The organism is Amycolatopsis pigmentata (assembly GCF_042684065.1).
In the GTDB taxonomy this organism is placed as follows: Bacteria; Actinomycetota; Actinomycetes; order Mycobacteriales; family Pseudonocardiaceae; genus Amycolatopsis_E; species Amycolatopsis_E pigmentata.
The window spans coordinates 71,587-88,523 of the sequence record NZ_JBHUKR010000024.1 but is presented as its reverse complement, the minus strand read 5'-3'; the positions used below and the strand labels follow the sequence as shown (position 1 = coordinate 88,523).

At 70.2% G+C, this 16,937-nt stretch carries 13 protein-coding genes; 10 read left to right on the top strand and 3 right to left on the bottom strand.

What is annotated here, in order from left to right:
- Positions 1–9: 9 nt before the first annotated feature.
- The 6 genes from nirB to ACFSXZ_RS37175 all read left to right on the top strand — a co-directional run bounded on the left by nirB (position 10) and on the right by ACFSXZ_RS37175 (position 6,422).
- On the top strand, positions 10–2,538 hold the full coding sequence (nirB, locus tag ACFSXZ_RS37200; protein WP_378270847.1) for a nitrite reductase large subunit NirB: 2,529 nt from the start codon (positions 10–12) through the stop codon (positions 2,536–2,538).
- Between the two features lie 28 nt (positions 2,539–2,566).
- Complete coding sequence (nirD, locus tag ACFSXZ_RS37195) at positions 2,567–2,908, top strand: nitrite reductase small subunit NirD (protein ID WP_378270846.1); 342 nt, start codon at positions 2,567–2,569, stop codon at positions 2,906–2,908.
- Entirely contained in the window at positions 2,905–4,032 is a 1,128-nt protein-coding gene (locus tag ACFSXZ_RS37190; protein WP_378270845.1) for a uroporphyrinogen-III synthase, read from the top strand. The genes nirD and ACFSXZ_RS37190 overlap by 4 nt, the downstream gene beginning before the upstream one ends.
- Positions 4,029–4,709, top strand: a complete 681-nt coding sequence (locus ACFSXZ_RS37185) for a sirohydrochlorin chelatase (protein WP_378270843.1) — start codon at positions 4,029–4,031, stop codon at positions 4,707–4,709. The genes ACFSXZ_RS37190 and ACFSXZ_RS37185 overlap by 4 nt, the downstream gene beginning before the upstream one ends.
- 343 nt (positions 4,710–5,052) lie before the next feature.
- Positions 5,053–6,210, top strand: a complete 1,158-nt coding sequence (locus ACFSXZ_RS37180; RefSeq protein WP_378270842.1) for a hypothetical protein — start codon at positions 5,053–5,055, stop codon at positions 6,208–6,210.
- A gap of 50 nt (positions 6,211–6,260) precedes the next feature.
- A complete protein-coding gene (locus ACFSXZ_RS37175) occupies positions 6,261–6,422 on the top strand; it encodes a hypothetical protein (RefSeq protein ID WP_378270840.1) in 162 nt (53 codons plus the stop codon).
- Between the two features lie 2 nt (positions 6,423–6,424).
- Here the strand turns inward: ACFSXZ_RS37175 and ACFSXZ_RS37170 are convergent, their stop codons facing one another.
- Positions 6,425–7,546, bottom strand: a complete 1,122-nt coding sequence (locus ACFSXZ_RS37170; protein WP_378270838.1) for a winged helix DNA-binding domain-containing protein — start codon at positions 7,544–7,546, stop codon at positions 6,425–6,427.
- Positions 7,547–7,557: 11 nt separating this feature from the next.
- On the bottom strand, positions 7,558–7,950 hold the full coding sequence (locus tag ACFSXZ_RS37165; RefSeq protein ID WP_378270837.1) for a DUF3224 domain-containing protein: 393 nt from the start codon (positions 7,948–7,950) through the stop codon (positions 7,558–7,560).
- Positions 7,951–8,014: 64 nt separating this feature from the next.
- On the opposite strand from ACFSXZ_RS37165, the gene ACFSXZ_RS37160 reads away from it, so the two are divergent.
- On the top strand, positions 8,015–8,983 hold the full coding sequence (locus ACFSXZ_RS37160) for a helix-turn-helix transcriptional regulator (RefSeq protein WP_378270836.1): 969 nt from the start codon (positions 8,015–8,017) through the stop codon (positions 8,981–8,983).
- Complete coding sequence (locus ACFSXZ_RS37155) at positions 8,976–9,782, top strand: uroporphyrinogen-III synthase (RefSeq protein WP_378270834.1); 807 nt, start codon at positions 8,976–8,978, stop codon at positions 9,780–9,782. Before ACFSXZ_RS37160 ends, ACFSXZ_RS37155 begins: the two co-directional genes overlap by 8 nt.
- A gap of 117 nt (positions 9,783–9,899) precedes the next feature.
- Here the strand turns inward: ACFSXZ_RS37155 and ACFSXZ_RS37150 are convergent, their stop codons facing one another.
- On the bottom strand, positions 9,900–10,187 hold the full coding sequence (locus tag ACFSXZ_RS37150; RefSeq protein ID WP_378270832.1) for an MGMT family protein: 288 nt from the start codon (positions 10,185–10,187) through the stop codon (positions 9,900–9,902).
- Positions 10,188–10,264: 77 nt separating this feature from the next.
- Here ACFSXZ_RS37150 and ACFSXZ_RS37145 point away from each other — a divergent pair, with 77 nt between their 5' ends.
- Both ACFSXZ_RS37145 and ACFSXZ_RS37140 read left to right on the top strand, forming a co-directional pair.
- Positions 10,265–13,444, top strand: coding sequence for an ATP-dependent helicase (locus ACFSXZ_RS37145; RefSeq protein ID WP_378271055.1), 3,180 nt, complete (start codon positions 10,265–10,267; stop codon positions 13,442–13,444).
- Positions 13,441–16,710, top strand: a complete 3,270-nt coding sequence (locus ACFSXZ_RS37140; protein ID WP_378270830.1) for an ATP-dependent helicase — start codon at positions 13,441–13,443, stop codon at positions 16,708–16,710. The genes ACFSXZ_RS37145 and ACFSXZ_RS37140 overlap by 4 nt, the downstream gene beginning before the upstream one ends.
- Positions 16,711–16,937: the final 227 nt, after the last annotated feature.

The following is a 16,937-nucleotide window of genomic DNA, read 5'->3' as shown; positions in this document are numbered from 1 at the left end:
AAGACGAGTATGCGGACCCTGGTCGTCGTCGGGCACGGGATGGTGGGCCACCGGCTGGTCGAAGCACTGCGAGCCGGAGACTCTGACAACTCCTGGCGGGTGGTCGTGCTCGCCGAGGAGCCGCGCCCGGCGTACGACCGGGTCGCGCTGACGTCCTATGTGGACGGTTGGGATGCCGGAACGCTGACGCTGGCCGGCTCCGGCTACCCCGGTGACGACAACGTGGAGCTGCGGCTCGACGACCCCGTCGCGCGAATCGACCGGGAGGCGAGGACGGTCACCACGGCGGCCGGGTTCACCCAGCCCTATGACGCGCTGGTCCTGGCGACCGGGTCCCGTCCGTTCGTGCCGCCGGTGCCCGGTCACGATCTGCCCGGCTGTTTCGTCTACCGCACGATCGAGGATCTGGACGCGATTCACGAAGCCGTCGAGCGGGCCAACGCGATCAAACGGGGCCGGGCCGCGGCGATGGTGGTCGGCGGCGGCCTGCTCGGTCTGGAAGCGGCGAAAGCCCTGCGCGACATGGGTCTTTCGCCGCACGTGGTGGAGATGGCGCCGCGCCTCATGCCGATCCAGGTCGACGAGGGCGGTGGCAGCCTGCTGCGCAAGCTGGTCACCGGCCTGGATCTGACCGTCCACACCGGAACATCGGCGGAGCGGATCGAGCGTGACGGCGGCCGGTTGCTCACCAGGCTGACCAACGGCACGGAACTCGACCTCGACCTCGTGGTGTTCTCCGCGGGCGTACGGCCACGTGACGAACTGGCCCGCGACTGCGGTCTCGACGTCGGCGAACGTGGCGGTATCTTGGTCGATTCTTCGTGCCGCACCAGCGATCCCGCCATCTACGCGGTGGGGGAGTGCGCGGCGGTCGAGGGCCGGTGTTACGGCCTGGTGGCGCCCGGCTACTCGATGGCCGAGATCGTGGCCGCGCGGTTGCTGGGCAAGGACGGCGTCTTCCCGGGCGCCGACATGTCGACGAAACTCAAGCTGATGGGCGTCGACGTGGCGAGTTTCGGTGACGCCCACGCGACCGCCGAAGACGCGCTCGAAGTCGTGCTCGCCGACGCGGTTTCGGGCTACTACAAGAAACTCGTGGTCTCGTCCGAGGGCACTCTGCTGGGTGGTGTGCTCGTCGGTGACGCGAGCGCGTACAACCTGCTGCGTCCGCTTCTCGGCCGGGCGCTACCCGCCGAACCCGCGGCGATGCTCGCCCCGGAGGGCGGAGGCGGGGGAGTCGGCGTCGACGCGTTGCCGGACGAGGCACAGGTTTGTTCCTGCAACGGCGTCAGCAAGGGTGCGATCACCGAGGCGATCCGCAGCCAGGGCTGTGACAACGTGGCGGCGATCAAGGGCTGCACGAAGGCGGGAACCACCTGCGGCTCGTGCGTGCCCATGCTGTCCAAGCTGCTCGACCTCTGCGGTGTGGCGCAGTCGAAGGCGGTGTGCGAGCACTTCGAGCACTCCCGGCAGGAGCTGTTCGAGATCGTCAAGGCCACCCGGATCACCACGTTCGGGGAACTGATCGCCAAGCACGGCAACGGATCCGGATGCGCGATCTGCAAGCCGGTGGTCGCCTCCATCCTCGCGACCATCGGCACCACCTCCGGCGACGGAGGCCACATCCTCGACGGCGAGCAGGCCACGCTCCAGGACACGAACGATCACTTCCTGGCCAACATGCAGAAGAACGGGACCTACTCGGTGATCCCGCGCCTGGCGGGCGGGGAGATCACACCGGAGAAGCTGATCGTGATCGGTGAGGTGGCCAAGGAGTTCGGGCTCTACACCAAGATCACCGGCGGGCAGCGGATCGACATGTTCGGCGCCACTGTCGACCAGTTGCCGCGGATCTGGAGACGGCTGGTGGACGCCGGGTTCGAGTCCGGTCACGCGTATGGCAAGGCGTTGCGCACGGTGAAGTCGTGCGTGGGGTCCACGTGGTGCCGATACGGAGTGCAGGACAGCGTGGGTATGGCCGTCGAACTGGAACTGCGGTACCGCGGTCTCCGCGCGCCGCACAAGATCAAGGCCGGGGTTTCCGGTTGCGCGCGGGAGTGCGCGGAGGCCAGGGGCAAGGACTTCGGCGTCATCGCCACGGAGAAGGGCTGGAATCTCTACGTCGGGGGCAACGGCGGGACGATGCCGCGGCATGCGGACCTCCTGGTGTCCGATGTGGACTCCGAGTCGCTGATCCGCTACATCGACCGGTTCCTGATGTTCTACGTGCGGACGGCCGACCGGTTGCAGCGGACCGCACCCTGGATCGAGGAGATGGAAGGCGGCCTGGACCACCTGCGCGAGGTGATCGTCGACGACAGTCTCGGCATCTGCGAAGAACTGGACGCCGCCATGGTCAAGCATGTGGAGAACTACGCGGACGAGTGGCGGGGAGTCCTGGAGGACCCCGAGAAGCTGGCGCGGTTCACGTCCTTCGTGAACGCGCCGGGGACGCCCGATCCGACCATTTCGTTCAAAGTGGAGCGGGAACAGAAGGTCCCGGTCCTGCTGGGTGTGCCGGAGGTGGTGAGCCGATGAGACGCGGCGATCAAGAGGGGAGACGTCGATGACCGTGGTGGACGAGCGGACGGGGACGGTCGCGGTGTGCCCCGTCGATCGGCTGATTCCCGGGCGAGGCGTGGCCGCGCTGCTGCCCGACGGTCGTCAGGTGGCGATCTTCCGTACCGGCGACGAACTGTACTCACTGTCCAATGTGGATCCTTTTTCGCGGGCGGCGGTGCTTTCGCGGGGAATAACCGGGGACGCCGACGGTGTCCCGTTCGTCGCCTCGCCGATCTTCAAGCAACGGTTCGACCTCCGTACGGGGGTTTGTCTCGATGACGAGAGCGTGGTGCTTCGCACCTACCCGGTCGAGGTCGTCGACGGGGTGGTGCACATCCGCCCATGACCGGTCATTCCTCCTTCGGCATCCTGCCGCTCGCCGGGTTCGCGGTGGGCATCACGGCGGCGAGGCGCGCCGACGAACTCGGCGCGCTTCTCGTGCGCAAGGGCGCGACCGTGCGCTACGGACCGGCGATCCGGATCGTGCCGCTCGCCGACGACACCGAACTGCGCGCGGCGACCGGCACACTGCTGGAGGACCCGGTCGACATCGTCGTGGCCACCACCGGGATCGGGTTCCGTGGCTGGATCGAGGCGGCCGAAGGCTGGGGCCTCGGGGACGAGCTTCTCACCCAGTTGAGCAAGGCGACTTTGCTGGCGCGCGGTCCGAAGGCGCGAGGCGCGATCCGGGCCGCCGCGTTGTCGGAGGACTATTCGCCGGTCTCCGAGAGCAACGCCGAACTGTTGCAGTATCTGCTGGAGTCCGGTGTGGACGGTAAGCGGATCGCCGTGCAGCTGCACGGGGAACCGTTGCCCTACTTCGTGGAGTCGCTCGTCGGTGCCGGGGCGCGGGTGATCGAGGTGCCGGTCTACCGCTGGGTCGGGCCCGCCGACCCGGGCCCACTCGACCGGTTGATCGACGCCGTACTCGACGGATCGATCGACGCGATGCCCTTCACCAGCGCCCCCGCCGCCGCGAGCACACTGGCGATGGCGAAGCGGACCGGGCGCCAGGCCGCGCTGGTGAACGCCCTGACCCATCGCGTGCTGGTGGCGTGCGTCGGACCGATCACCGCCGCGCCGCTCGCCGCGCTCGGCATCCCGACGGTGCAACCCGACCGGTCTCGCATCGGCGCGCTGGCACGGACGGTGGCCGAGGCGCTGGTGGCACGTTCGCCGCGACTGTGCGCGGCGGGCCGGAAGATCGAACTGCGCGGCCAGGCGGCCATTGTGGACGGTCAGTTGCGTGAGGTCGCGCCCGCGCCGATGGCGGTGCTGCGAGCACTGGCCGCCGAACCCGGTCGCGTGGTGTCCCGCCGGGAACTCACCGCCGCGCTGCCCAGCGGCGGCGAGGAGCACGCGGTGGAGACCGCGATCGGCCGTCTCCGCACCTCGCTCGGGGAAAGCAAGCTCGTGCAGACCGTGGTCAAGCGTGGCTACCGCCTCGCCGTGGAAAGGAGCACGGCATGATCGTTTTGGTGGCGCACGGAACCCGTGCGCCGGAAGGGGCGCGGGTCGTCGAAGAAATCGCCGCGAGGGTGCGGAAAGAGGCGCGGATGCCGGTTCGGGTGGCGTACGCGGACGTGCGCGGACCCGACCTGACCACCGTGCTGGATTCCGTGCGGGGGCATCGTGTCGTGGTCGTGCCCGCCTTCCTCGCCGCCGGCTACCACGTGCGTACCGACATTCCCCGGCAGATCGCGGCGAGCGGACATCCGCACGTCGTCCTCACGCGGCCGTTCGGTCCCGCTCCCGAACTGGTCGAAGTCATGCGGGACCGTCTCGAATGGGCGGGGTACCGGCCGGGCGACCCCGTGGTGCTCGCCGCGGCCGGGTCGAGTGACCCCCGTGCGCTGGCGGAGGTCCGGTCGGCCGCGGCCACGCTGGGACGGCAGCTGCGGACGAGTGTCCATGTCGGCTACGTGGCCACCGCGCGACCTCGTATCGCCGACGCGGTCGCCCTGGCGCGTGGCCGGGGCAGGCGGGTCGCGGTCGCTTCCTGGTTGCTCGCGCCCGGCCTGTTCCAGCGCCGTGTGGCCGATTCGGGCGCCGAAGTCGTCGCCGAACCGCTCGGCGTGCATCCCGGCGTCGTCGACCTCGTGCTGCGACGCCACCACCAGGCGCTGCGCCAAACCGCCGCCGCTTGAAGTGGAGGAAGGAGCGTTTACTACGGATAGTCCGTAGTAAACGCTCCTTCCTCCTGAACGTCCCGCGCCACGGTGCCCGAGCGCGGGGGAGCAAGACACGCGTACGGGCGTGCCGGGTCGGGAAATTTTCGCCGGATTGGTGACCCAGGGTTGCGCGGGTCGCGTTTGCCGGAGTGACGAGTTCCTCCCGCAAAGGGGAAACATGCGCAGGAAAAGTCTCGGTGATCGTGACCGGCGCGGGCCCGAAATGATCTCTTCCCTGGTGGGCGGTACCGGCTTCACCTGGGGAAGGGCTGCTGCGCAGCCGCTTGTCGCCAGTGGCGTCGGTCAGCGGTGGGATGAGGTGGTTCTGCTTGGAGAGCGGGGGCATGTCCCGGTAGCGCGCCTGGCCCATGTCCGGGTGCTTGTCCAGCCGACTCTGGTCGTGCTGGTCGTCCGGGGCCTGGGACTGCTGGCGACGTGGGTAATGTGTCTGGCCGTCGGGCGTCCGGTCGATTTCCGGGCGTGGGACGCTTTCTGGTACCTGGGTATCGCCGAGCATGGTTATACCGGGTTTGATCCGGCGTTGACCTATGACGCGCAGGGCAACTACTTCCCCGAGGCGCCGATGGCGTTCTTCCCCGGTTACCCCCTGGTGGTGCGCCTGTTCGGGGTGCTGCTGGGCGGCCATCTCCTGCCCGCGGCGATCGGGGTGTCCGTGGTGGCGTCGGTGGTGGCGGGGTATGGGGTGGCGCGTCTGGCGCGCCATGCGGGAGCGGGACGGCGTGGCCAGGTAGTGGCGGTAACGCTCACGGCGGGGGCGCCGGGGTCGGTGGTGTACGCGATGGCGTATCCGGAGGCGCTGCTGGTCGCGCTTGCCGCGTGGACGTTGGTGGCGGTGCTGGAACGCCGGTGGGTGCCTGCCGGGTTGGGGGCGGCGGCGGCCGGGATGGTGTCTCCGATGGCGGCCGGGTTGATGCCGGTGGTGCTGGTCACAGCGCTGCCCGAGATCTACCGGAGCCGTTCCCCGTGGCGTGCCACGGTGGCGGTGCTGGGCGCGATCGGCGGGACGACGGGCTATCTGGTGTGGGTGAGCATGGTCGCCACGACACCGGGCGGGTTTTTCGGTATCGAGCGCAAGGGTTGGCACACTTCGTTCGATTTCGGCGCCACCACGGCGAGCTGGGTCGGGCAGGTGGTGCTGCACGGCGGAGACGTTTTCGTGGTCGCCACCGCGGCCGCGGTGCTCGCGTCTGTCCCGGCGCTGCTGTGGTTGGCACGCTTCCTGCCAGGCCCGCTGTGGCTCTACACCGTGGGCACCCTCGCCATGGCCCTCGGTTCCGGCGGTCTGGAACAGGACCGGCTGCGGCTTCTGCTCTCCGCCTTCCCCCTGCTCATCGCCCTCGCCACACGGATCGCCCACACCAGCGGGCCCGCCACCATCGCCATCACCGGCATCCTGGTCACCTGCGGCCTGTGGCTCGGCGCCTACTCACTCTCCGGATGGCGATATGCGATCTGACCAAGTACCAGGGCCGCGCCAGTCCCTCGCGCGGTGGGACAATCGACACCATGAGCGCGAGCGAGGAGCCGGAAGGCGGCGAGGCGGCCTGCTGGCTGGACCTGGTGTGCCCGGAATGCGGCCGGATGTGGGAAGACTCCCCGGCCAAGCGGCCGGAACGCTGCCCCCACTGCGACGCGCCGCTCGACCGGCGCGATGCCGAGGACTCCTGACGTTATTTCCAGCTCACACGCAGGTCCGGAAAACCGCGTACCGAAGCGACCCGTTCGGCTTCTGCCCCGGCTTCCGCCCGGATCGCGGCCGAGAGTGTCCAAAAAGGACTCATGAGGAAGTCCAGGCGCTTGCCTCCACCGGCCTTGGTGCGCCAGGTTCCGGCGACTTCGCCGTGCACCAGCAGGGCACCCGGGTTGCCGATGATCTTCCAGACTTCCTTCTGCCTGGCCCGGTCCGGCACCAGGAGGTCACGGTCACGGGACTGGAGGAACGGATCCCATGGCGGCAACAGCCGGACGAAGCCGGGCGCAGGCGGATTTTCCAGTGAAGGAACATCCTGTGGTGGCAGGAAGGCCTTCCGGCCGTCCACGCTGACCTCGGTCAGTTCCGCCGGCCACATCCGTTTCGCCACACCGGTTTTCGTGCCGACGAAACCCGCTGCCTCCGCCGGAGTCGCGGGACCGTGCAGGCGCAGGTAGTTCACCACGACGGAGGTCGCGGCGGCCGGGTCCGGCTCGGTGCGCATCGGCCCGCGTCCCTCGATCGGGGCGAGCGTGGCAGGCGAGACGCCCGCCTCGAGCCGGACCCCGCCGTGGATCGCGGCGAGCCGCATGACCTGTTCGAGGATGTGGGTCGCCTGGCAGCCGCGGCACCAGTACGAAAGGCCGGGCGGAATGATCTTCGTGACCGCGGTGCTCACCGCGCCCTTCGTCATCGGCTTGTCGACCACCCGCCGGATGGCCCGCGCGGCGGTGAACAACCCGTCGGTCGCGCTGATCCCCGCCGCTTCGACCATCCGCTTCTGGAAGAGCATCCGCGCCATCGCGTCGGATTCGTCGAGCGGGACGAGCGAAGCCGTCACCGCCGGCAGCGCGTCCCGCCGATGGAAATGCGGGGCTCCCCGGTGCGTCCAGGCGAGCACGAACCTCGGATCGTCCACGAGGGACTCTTCGGTCGGTTCACCGGACACCCTGGCCGCGAGAGCGACCTCGGCCGTCTCGCGCTGGGTGCTCTGCAGACCGAGGTCGAAGACCGCGAGCGCGGCGGGATCGCTCTCCACCCGGTGCAGCCCCTGTGCCGCGATCCGGTGGGCGAGGACCTGTTCGCGGTCGACTTCCAGCACGTTCCGCCTCGTCAGAAGGAGTAGTCGAAGGTGTAGTTCATGGTCTCGCTCGCGCCGGAGATGGTCCCGGTGCCGGACAGGCCGGTGAGTTCGCCGGTCGCGGACCCGGGTATCACCGTGAACGTGCCCCGCACGCCGTGTCCCGCATAACCTACCTCGTGCCGGACGACGAAACTGCCTTTCCGGCCCTCCACAGCGCACTCGAACCGCTCGAACCCCGGCGCCGTTTGACCGTCGCCTTCGTAGCCTTCACCCGCGTAGTAGAGCAGGTAGTCGCACGTCGAGGTGCCTTCGATGACGCCGGTGTAGGAGCAGGTGACGTGGGCGTGCGCGAATCTGGGCGCGTCCTCGGCGCCACTGACGATCTTTTCGTCCCATGCCGTGACGGTGAATGTGTCGGTCATGGAGCCCACCCTTCTCCCTCATACCTGCCATCTTGTGTCAGGATTTCGGCGGAGGCTGAATGTCATGCGGGCAAGCCGGTTGCTCTCCGTACTGCTGCTGTTGCAGAACCGGGGACGAATGACCGCCGAGGAACTGGCGGAAGAACTCGAGGTCTCGGTGCGCACCGTGTACCGCGACATCGAGGCGCTGTCCACGGCCGGGGTTCCCGTCTACGCCGATCGCGGGCGTTCCGGCGGATATCGCCTGGTCGCCGGCTACCGGACGAAGCTGACCGGGTTCACCGAAGAGGAAGCGCAAGCGCTTGCGCTCACCGGCCTACCGGACGCTGCCGCGGAACTCGGCCTCGGCGGTGTGCTGGCGGCCGCGCGGCTGAAACTGCTCGCGGCGCTGCCGGAGGATCTCCGGTCCCGGGCCGGACGGCTCACCGAGCGGTTCTTTGTGGACATCCCGGGGTGGTTCCGGGACGTGGAAAGCCCGCCCCTGCTGGCGGCGCTCGCTCATGCCGTTTGGGAGAACAACCGGATACGAGTCGGTTACCGTCGTTGGGACAACAGCGAAGTGACCCGGACGCTGGAGCCGTTGGGGCTGATTCTCAAGGCAGGGAACTGGTATCTTGCGGCACGCCGGAACGGCGCGGACCGGACTTACCGCGTGTCCCGCATTTTCGGGCTCGAAGAGTTGCCCGAACCGTTCGAGCGGCCGGCCGGTTTCGATCTCGCCGGGTACTGGCAGCAGTGGTCGGAGCGGTTCGAGCGGCGGTTGTACCCCAGCGTCGCCCTTGTGCGGCTTTCTCCGCGCGGGCGCGATCTCGTACCGTTCTATCTGGGCGCGGTCGGTGCGCGAGCGCTGCGGGAGTCCGGCGGAGAAGTGGACGAGGACGGGTGGTCGCGAGTGGAGTTACCGGTGGAACCGGGCGCACCGGCACTCGGCGAGCTGCTGCGGTTCGGACCCGAACTGCAGGTGCTGGCGCCGGACGAACTGCGGGCCAGAGTGGCCGAGGCGGTAGCGAAGATGGGGGCGGCGTATGGGTGATCTCACCGGTGTCACCATCGGCGTGACGGCCGAGCGCCGCGCGGAGGAGTTCATCGGCGCGCTCGAACGCAACGGCGCCACGGTCCGGCACGCGCCGTTGATCCACATTGTCCCGTTGTCCGACGACGATCGTTTGCGCCAGGCGACCGACGCCGTGCTCGCCGAACCCATCGACATGCTGGCCGTGACCACCGGCGCCGGATTCGGCGGCTGGTGTGACGCGGCCGAGGGCTGGGGCCTCGGCCCGGAGTTGCTCGACGTGTTGAGCCGTACCCGCATCTTCGTCCGTGGGCCCAAGGGGAAGGGCGCCGTTCGTGGCCGCGGTCTGGTCGAGGAGTGGGCCGCCCCCGAGGAGAGCAACCGGCAGCTCTTCCAGCACCTCCTCGAGTCCGGTGTGGACGGTCGGCGGGTGGCGGTGCAGCTGCACGGCTCCCCGTTGCCCGGTCACACCGCGGCGCTGACCGCCGCGGGTGCCCGCCTGATCGAGGTGCAGCCCTACCGGTGGGAGTGGCCCGCCGACCTGGACCCCGCGGACCGGCTCCTGGACGCCATGCTCGACGGTCAGGTGGACGCGCTGGCGTTCACCAGTGCCCCCGCCAGTTCGAACCTGCTGGACCTGGCGCGTCGTCGCGGGAGGTACGACGAGGTGGTTCGTGCGCTGCGGAAGGACGTGGTCTGCGCGTGCGTCGGCCCGGTGACCGCGGCGCCGCTGGCGGACGCGGGCGTGCCGACCCTCCAGCCCGACCGCCAGCGGCTCGGCGCGCTGGTCAAGCTCCTGGTGTCCGAGCTGGGCCGCTGATCACGCTCAGCGCGCGCCTGAGCTGGGGAAGTGGAGCAAGGAGTGTTTACTACGGATAGTCCGTAGTAAAGCCACCTTGCTCCGCAAAAACGCGACGTGACCAGGGCGTTCCGGTGGTCAGGGGCGCCAGCGGTAGGTGCGGAGGTTCACCCGCTGGCCATCGGCCAGTACGCCTTCGGCGCGGAGTAGCTCCAGCTGCCGGTGCCGCAGGTGCGGCGCGGGGGTGCCGTCCGCGCGGAGGACCCGGTGCCAGGGCAGGTCGGAGCCGTCCTCGGCGAGGATGCGGCCGATCAGCCTCGGAGTCGGCGCACCGGCTATCGCGGCGATGTCGCCGTAGGTCGCGACCTTGCCGAGCGGCACCGTCGAGACGACTTCCCGCACCCGCTCGTGCAGTTCTTCGTCCACCGGTCCAACCTACGCGGCAAGGTCGGAGAACGGACATCGGCGTGCCCTTCGCGCGATTGTCGGGGCGGCGTGATTCCATCACGGGCGTGAGCGGCACCCGAAGGCAAACCCGGTTGGTGCGCCGTGCCGTCGAACCGCCACGTCCACACCACTGGGACGAGCAGGCGTCCGCCCTGCTCGAGCGGCCGCGCGGCTTCGCGCGTGTCCTCGGCGGTCCGGGCACCGGCAAGACGACGCTGCTGGCCACCGCGGCGGCCCGGCGCATCGACTCCGGCGTCGATCCGGAGCGGCTCCTGGTGCTCACCACGTCGCGCCGCGCGGCCGAGGCGATGCGTGCCGCCATCACCGGACGAGTGGTCTCCGGCGCGCACACGATCCGCGAACCGATCGTCCGCACGGTGCATTCGTATGCCTTCGCGTTGCTGCGGTTGCAGGCTGGCGTCCAGGAGATGCCGTCGCCCCGGCTGCTGTCCGGCCCCGAACAGGACGTGGTGGTTCGCGAACTGCTCGCGGGCGACCTCGAGTCCGGCGCCACGGACTGGCCGGAACGGCTCCGTCCGGCGCTGGCCGTTCCCGGGTTCGCCGAAGAATTGAGAGATCTGCTGCTGCGCGCGGCGGAACGCGGTCTCGGCCCCGAGGACTTGATCAAGCTCGGCAAGGGTCTCGACCGCCCGGAGTGGGTGGCGGCGGGCCGGTTCTGGCGACAGTACGAGGAGGTCACGCTCCTCCAGGGCTCGGGCGGCGCACCGGCGCTCGACGCGGCGGAACTGGTGGCGAGTGCCCTGGTGGAGATGGAGGGGGATCCCGAACTGCTCGCCCGGGAGCAGGCTCGCGTCCGCCACGTGTTCGTCGACGACGCCCAGCACCTCGATCCCCTGCAGTTCCGGCTGGTTCGGCTGCTCGGTTCGGCGGCGGAGGAGTTCGTGGTCGCCGGGGATCCCGACCAGGGCGTTTTCTCCTTCCGCGGGGCCGATCCCGCGCTGCTCGCCGACGCCGATCCGACGGGCGACCGCACGGTCACGCTGACCAGGACCCATCGCCTGGGGCCGGCCGTGTGCGAGGCCGTGACCAGGCTCGCGGGCACGCTGCCGGGGGCGGGCAGGCATCGAGCCCTCACCCTGCCTCCCGGCCGGGAAACCGGTGAGGCCGGTGCGGTCAAGGTCCGGCTGATGCCCACGCCCGCGGCCGAGGCGAGCTGGGTGGCCGACCAGCTGCGCCGGGCGCGGTTGATGGACGATGTGCCGTGGTCCGAGATGGCGGTGCTGGTCCGTTCGCCCGGCCGCTCGTTTCCCGTCCTGCATCGAGCACTCCGTGCGGCCGGGGTGCCGGTCGCGTCCGCCGCTGAAGAGTTGCCGCTCGCGCGCCAGCCCGCGGTCCGGCCCTTACTGGCGGTCCTGCGTGTCGCGGCGAACCCGGACGCGCTCGATGTGGACCTCGCCGAAATGCTGCTGTCCTCCCCGCTCGGCGGAGCCGATCCGCTGGCCTTACGGCGGATGCGCCGGGGCCTGCGCAGGCTCGAGCTCGCGGCGGGCGGGCAGCGCTCCAGCGACGAGTTGTTGCTGGAAGTGTTGCGCGACAACGACAAACTCGCGGGCCTCCCCGAGGCCGAAGCCGCGCCGGTGCGCCGCGTCGGGAGCCTCATCGCGATCGCCGGCGCGAGCATCCGGCGCGGCGCGGGGGTCGAGCAGGTCCTGTGGGAGGTGTGGAAGGAAAGCGGCCTCGAAAGGCGGCTGGTGCGCGCCGTCGCGGGCGGCGGGACGCTCGGTTCCCAGGCGGACCGGGACCTCGATGCGGTCGTCGCACTGTTTCACGCGGCCGGACGATATGTCGACAGATTGCCGAAGGCGAGTGTGGCGGCCTTCGCGGAATACCTGACGTCACAGAACATCGCCGGGGACAGTCTGGCACCGGTCGCGGCACGCGGTGAGGGTGTTGCACTGCTGACGGCGCACGGCGCCGCGGGTCGCGAATGGACGGTGGTGGCGGTCGCCGGTGTGCAGGAAGGAAGCTGGCCGGATCTGAGGCTGCGCGGAACCCTGCTCGGCGTCGAGAAACTGGTCGACCACCTCTCCGGTGTGGACGATCGTGCGGTCTCCGCGGTCGCTCCGGTGCTGGCCGAAGAACGGCGCCTGTTCTACGTGGCGGCCAGTCGTGCCCGGAAGACGCTGCTGGTCAGTGCGGTCGCCGGAGAGGACGAGCAGCCCTCCCGGTTCGTGGACGACATCGAAGCCAACAGCGCCGACGAGTCCGGTGTGGACTCCCGGATGAAGCCTCCCGGGCGCTCGCTGGTGCTGGCCGAACTGGTCGGCGAACTGCGCCGGGCCGTCTGTGACGAGCGCGCGGACCCTGACCGAAGGCAACTGGCCGCGCGTCAGCTTGCCCGGCTGGCCGCCGCCGGTGTGCCCGGCGCCCATCCGGACTCGTGGTACGGGGTGGTCGATGTTTCCACCGGCGACCCGCTCTACGGCGTCGGTGACACCGTCCGGGTTTCTCCGTCTACAGTGGACATACTCGCGAAATGTCCGTTGCGATGGCTGATCGAGCGGCATGGTGGCAGTGACCCCGCTCGTCTCGCGGCCGTGACCGGGACCCTGGTACACGGCCTCGCGCAGGCGGCGGCGAACGGAATGAACGACGATCAGCTGCGCCAGGCGCTCGACGAGGCGTGGGCCAAGATCGACGCCGGGGCGCCGTGGTTCTCCCGCCGGGAGCGCGCGCGGGTCGAGCAGATGGTGCGCAACTTCCTGGCCTGGCTGGAAAACAGCCGCGGCGAACTGGAACAGCTCGGGGTGGAGCAGGACATCGAGGTCGAGCTGCCGGTGGACGAAAGCGGCGACGGCCTGCTGGTGAAACTGCGCGGCCGCGTCGACCGGCTGGAAGCGGACCGGGACGGGCGTCCGGTGATCGTCGACCTGAAGACCGGCAAGACCCCGGTCACCTCCTCCGACGCCGAAGGGCACCCGCAACTCGCCGCCTACCAGCTTTCCGTACTGCTGGGCGCCTTCGGGGAGAACCGGGAACCCGGTGGCGCGAAACTGGTCTACCTGGCCAAGTCCCACAACAAGGACGGCGCCACCCAGCGGGATCAACGGCCACTCGACGCCGAGAACGGGAAGCGCTGGCTGAACCTCGTCCGCACGGTGGCGCTTTCCGCTTCCGGGCCGGAATACCAGGCGAACGAGAACACCGACTGCGACCGTTGTCCTGGCAAGGGTTCGTGCCCGATCCGGCCCGAAGGCAGGCAGGTGACCGAGTGAGCCTCGTTTCGCCCGGCGAGGTCGCGATCGCGCTCGGCCTGCATCCGCCGACTCCCGAACAATCCGCCGTCATCGCCGCGCCCGTCGAGCCCGCGCTGGTCGTCGCGGGTGCCGGGGCGGGCAAGACGGAGACCATGGCGGCCAGGGTGGTCTGGTTGGTGGCCAACGGGATCGTGACGCCCGACCGGGTCCTCGGCCTCACCTTCACCCGCAAAGCCGCTCGCCAACTCGCCGAGCGGGTGCGCTCGCGGCTGCGCCGGCTGGCCGGATCGGGGCTTTTGGACCGGCTCGATCCCGGAGGCCGTCGCCGGGCCGAGGTGCTCGCCGGCGAGCCGACCGTGCTCACCTACCACGCCTACGCCGGCCGTCTGCTCGGTGAACACGGGTTGCGGCTCCCCGTGCCACCGGGGGTGCGGTTGCTGTCGGAAACCTCGGCGTGGCAGCTGGCCCACCGGGTGGTGTCCACATGGGACGGTGATCTGGACACCGACCGTGTCCCGGCCTCGGTCACCGCCCAGCTCCTCGCGCTGGCCGGGGAGCTCGGCGAGCACCTCGTCGAGGAGAGCCGGCTCGTCGAATACACGCGGTCGCTGTGCGAGGTGATCGAAAACGCCCCACGCGCGAAGGGACAGCGTTCCGCGCTCCCCAAGGCGATGGTGGAAATCGTGGCGGCACAACGGTTCCGGCTCGCGCTGCTGCCGCTGATCGAGGGATATCACCGGCGCAAGCGGGGTGAAGGGGCGCTGGACTTCGCCGACCAGATGTCCCTCGCCGCACGACTGGCCGAGACCCATCCCGAGGTGGCCGGGGGCGAGCGGGAACGCTTCGGCGCGGTGCTGCTCGACGAGTACCAGGACACCGGGCACGCGCAGCGGATCCTGCTGCGTTCCCTCTTCGGCGGGAGCGCGAACCCGCCGCTCCCGGTGACCGCGGTCGGCGATCCGGCACAGGCCATCTACGGCTGGCGGGGCGCCAGCGCGGCGAATCTGCCGCGGTTCACCACGGATTTTCCCCGCGTCGTCGAAGGCAGGCTCGCCCCCGCGGCGCGATTCGGCCTGCTGACCAGTTTCCGGAATCCGCCCGAAGTGCTCACCCTCGCCAACGGAATAGCCGAGCCGCTGCGGGCGGTAGGGCTGGGCGTCGAGCGTCTCCGGGCACGAGAAGGCGCGGGGCCAGCCGATATCGCCTGTGCCCTGCTGCCCGACATCCGTGCCGAACGCGCGTGGATCGCCGACGCCGTCGCGGGCCGGTGGTTCGCCGAACTCGAGGCGACCGGTTCCCCGCCCACCGCGGCGGTCCTGGTGCGGCGGCGCGCGGATATGGCGCCGGTGGCCGCGGAGCTGCGGGCGCGAGGGCTACCGGTCGAGGTGGTCGGGCTGGGTGGTCTCCTCGACGAGCCCGAGGTGGCGGATCTGGTGGCCACGCTGCGGGTGCTCGCCGATCCGCTGGCCGGTACCGCGACCGCGCGGCTGCTCACCGGTGCCCGCTGGCGGCTCGCCGCCGCGGACCTGGCGGCACTGTGGCGCAGGGCAGGCCGGATCGCCGCACCGCCCCCCACCGAAGAGTCCACTGTGGACGAGCTGTTCGCCGAACATGCCGAGCAGACGGGTTTGGTCGACGCGCTGGACGACCCCGGGGAGCCCGGTGACTATTCCGAAGAGGGATATCGCAGAATCAGGGCGCTGGCCGCCGAACTCTCCCGGCTGCGCGCGCGGCTCGACCAGTCGTTGCCGGAACTCGTCGCCGATGTCGAGCGCACCATGCGCCTCGATGTCGAGTCCCTGGCCCGGCCGGGCGGCGCGGGACGGGCGCACCTCGACGCGTTCGCCGACGTTGTCGCCGACTTCGCCGAGACCGCGCCCGACGCCACCTTGATGTCCTTTGTGGACTATCTGTCCACCGCGGCGCACGCGGAGGACGGCCTGGCGCCAGGCGAGGTCGAGGTGCTGCCGGACCGTGTCCAGGTGCTCACCGTCCACGCGGCCAAGGGACTCGAATGGCGGGTCGTGGCCGTGCCGCACCTGGTCGACGAGGTGTTCCCGACCAGACGCCGCTCGTCGTCCTGGCTGCGCACGGTCGCCTCCCTGCCCGCCGAGTTGCGGGGTGACGCCGAGGACCTTCCGGAACTGGCTGTCCACCCCGGTATGGATCGCAAGGAGATCCTGGAAGCGCTGCGGGAACACGAAGAGGACTTCGCCGAGCGGGAAGCGGGCGAGGAGCGCAGGCTCTGCTATGTCGCGCTCACCCGGTCCGAGCACGCCCTCCTGGTTTCGGGGCACTGGTGGAACGAAACGAGCGCCAAACCGAAGGGCCCGTCGGCGTTCCTGACCGAGTTGGCGGAGCTCACCGAGCCCGCGGTGTGGACGCCGGAGCCCGCGGTAGACGCGGAAAATCCGCTGGCAGACCAGACCCGCTCGGCGCGGTGGCCGGTCGATCCTCTCGGCGCCCGCCGGTCCGCCGTGACCGATGGCGCGCGCCTGGTCCTCGTCGCCCTCAACGAAAACCTCGTCCACGAACAGGAAAAAGCCGCTCCGGCTCCGGACGACCCCGTTGGTGCCGAGGGAGACCCCGGCGGTGACGGCGACGATCCGGACGGATGGATCGCGGACACCGACGTCCTGCTGGCCGAGCGCGCGGCGGCCGGCGCCGTGGGCAGGCAGGTCGCGCTCCCGGGGCAGCTGTCGGTGAGCCAGCTCGTCGAGCTGGCGCGGGACCCGGCCTCGTTGGCCGACCGGCTGCGCCGTCCGCTTCCCGTGCCGCCGAACACCTACGCCCGGCGCGGCACCGAGTTCCACGGCTGGCTCGAACGACGGTTCGGCGGGCAGCGGCTGCTGGAGATCGACGACCTTCCGGGCGCCGCGGACGCCGACGAGGCGGGCGACGACGCCTTCGCGGAACTGTGCGAGGCGTTCGAGGCCAGTGCGTGGGCGCACCGGACCCCGCACGAGGTCGAGGTGCCCTTCTCCACCGAGATCGACGGCATCACCGTGCGTGGCCGGATGGACGCCGTGTTCGCCGACTCCGACGGCGGCTGGACGGTGGTCGACTGGAAGACCGGTTCGGTGCCCGATGACGCACGTCTGCCTGCCCTGGCGGTCCAGCTCGCGGCCTACCGCCTCGCGTGGGCGGCGCTGTCCGGCACGCCGCTCGACAAGGTCCGCGCCGCCTTCCACTACGTCCGCCACGACCACACCCTGAGCCCGGTGGACCTCCTCGACGCGGACGGCCTGCGCGCCCTCCTCCGCTCCGTCCCCGAACCTGCTTGATCTGGAGGAAGGTGGATTTGCTGGGCCGGAGGCGGCAGCGGCGGCCGACTACAGCACAAGCTGCCCCGCCGGAGGCAACCGCACGCGGCCGGACGCGCTTTTCGTCCGGCCGCCGATAGACGCAGCTATCCGTAGTAAATCCACCTTCCTCCACTTCCAGGCCGCCGCGCAGGGGCTGGCCGGGACCCGGATGATCCTTTACGATCCGCCGCGTGCGTGATGCCGAC

What these genes read in the sequence shown, in the direction of transcription:
- nirB (WP_378270847.1), top strand. Translation starts at nt 10, where the DNA reads ATGCGGACCCTGGTCGTCGTCGGGCACGGGATGGTGGGCCACCGGCTG.
- nirD (WP_378270846.1), top strand. Translation starts at nt 2,567, where the DNA reads ATGACCGTGGTGGACGAGCGGACGGGGACGGTCGCGGTGTGCCCCGTC.
- ACFSXZ_RS37190 (WP_378270845.1), top strand. Translation starts at nt 2,905, where the DNA reads ATGACCGGTCATTCCTCCTTCGGCATCCTGCCGCTCGCCGGGTTCGCG.
- ACFSXZ_RS37185 (WP_378270843.1), top strand. Translation starts at nt 4,029, where the DNA reads ATGATCGTTTTGGTGGCGCACGGAACCCGTGCGCCGGAAGGGGCGCGG.
- ACFSXZ_RS37175 (WP_378270840.1), top strand. Translation starts at nt 6,261, where the DNA reads ATGAGCGCGAGCGAGGAGCCGGAAGGCGGCGAGGCGGCCTGCTGGCTG.
- ACFSXZ_RS37165 (WP_378270837.1), bottom strand. Translation starts at nt 7,950, where the DNA reads ATGACCGACACATTCACCGTCACGGCATGGGACGAAAAGATCGTCAGT.
- ACFSXZ_RS37160 (WP_378270836.1), top strand. Translation starts at nt 8,015, where the DNA reads ATGCGGGCAAGCCGGTTGCTCTCCGTACTGCTGCTGTTGCAGAACCGG.
- ACFSXZ_RS37155 (WP_378270834.1), top strand. Translation starts at nt 8,976, where the DNA reads ATGGGTGATCTCACCGGTGTCACCATCGGCGTGACGGCCGAGCGCCGC.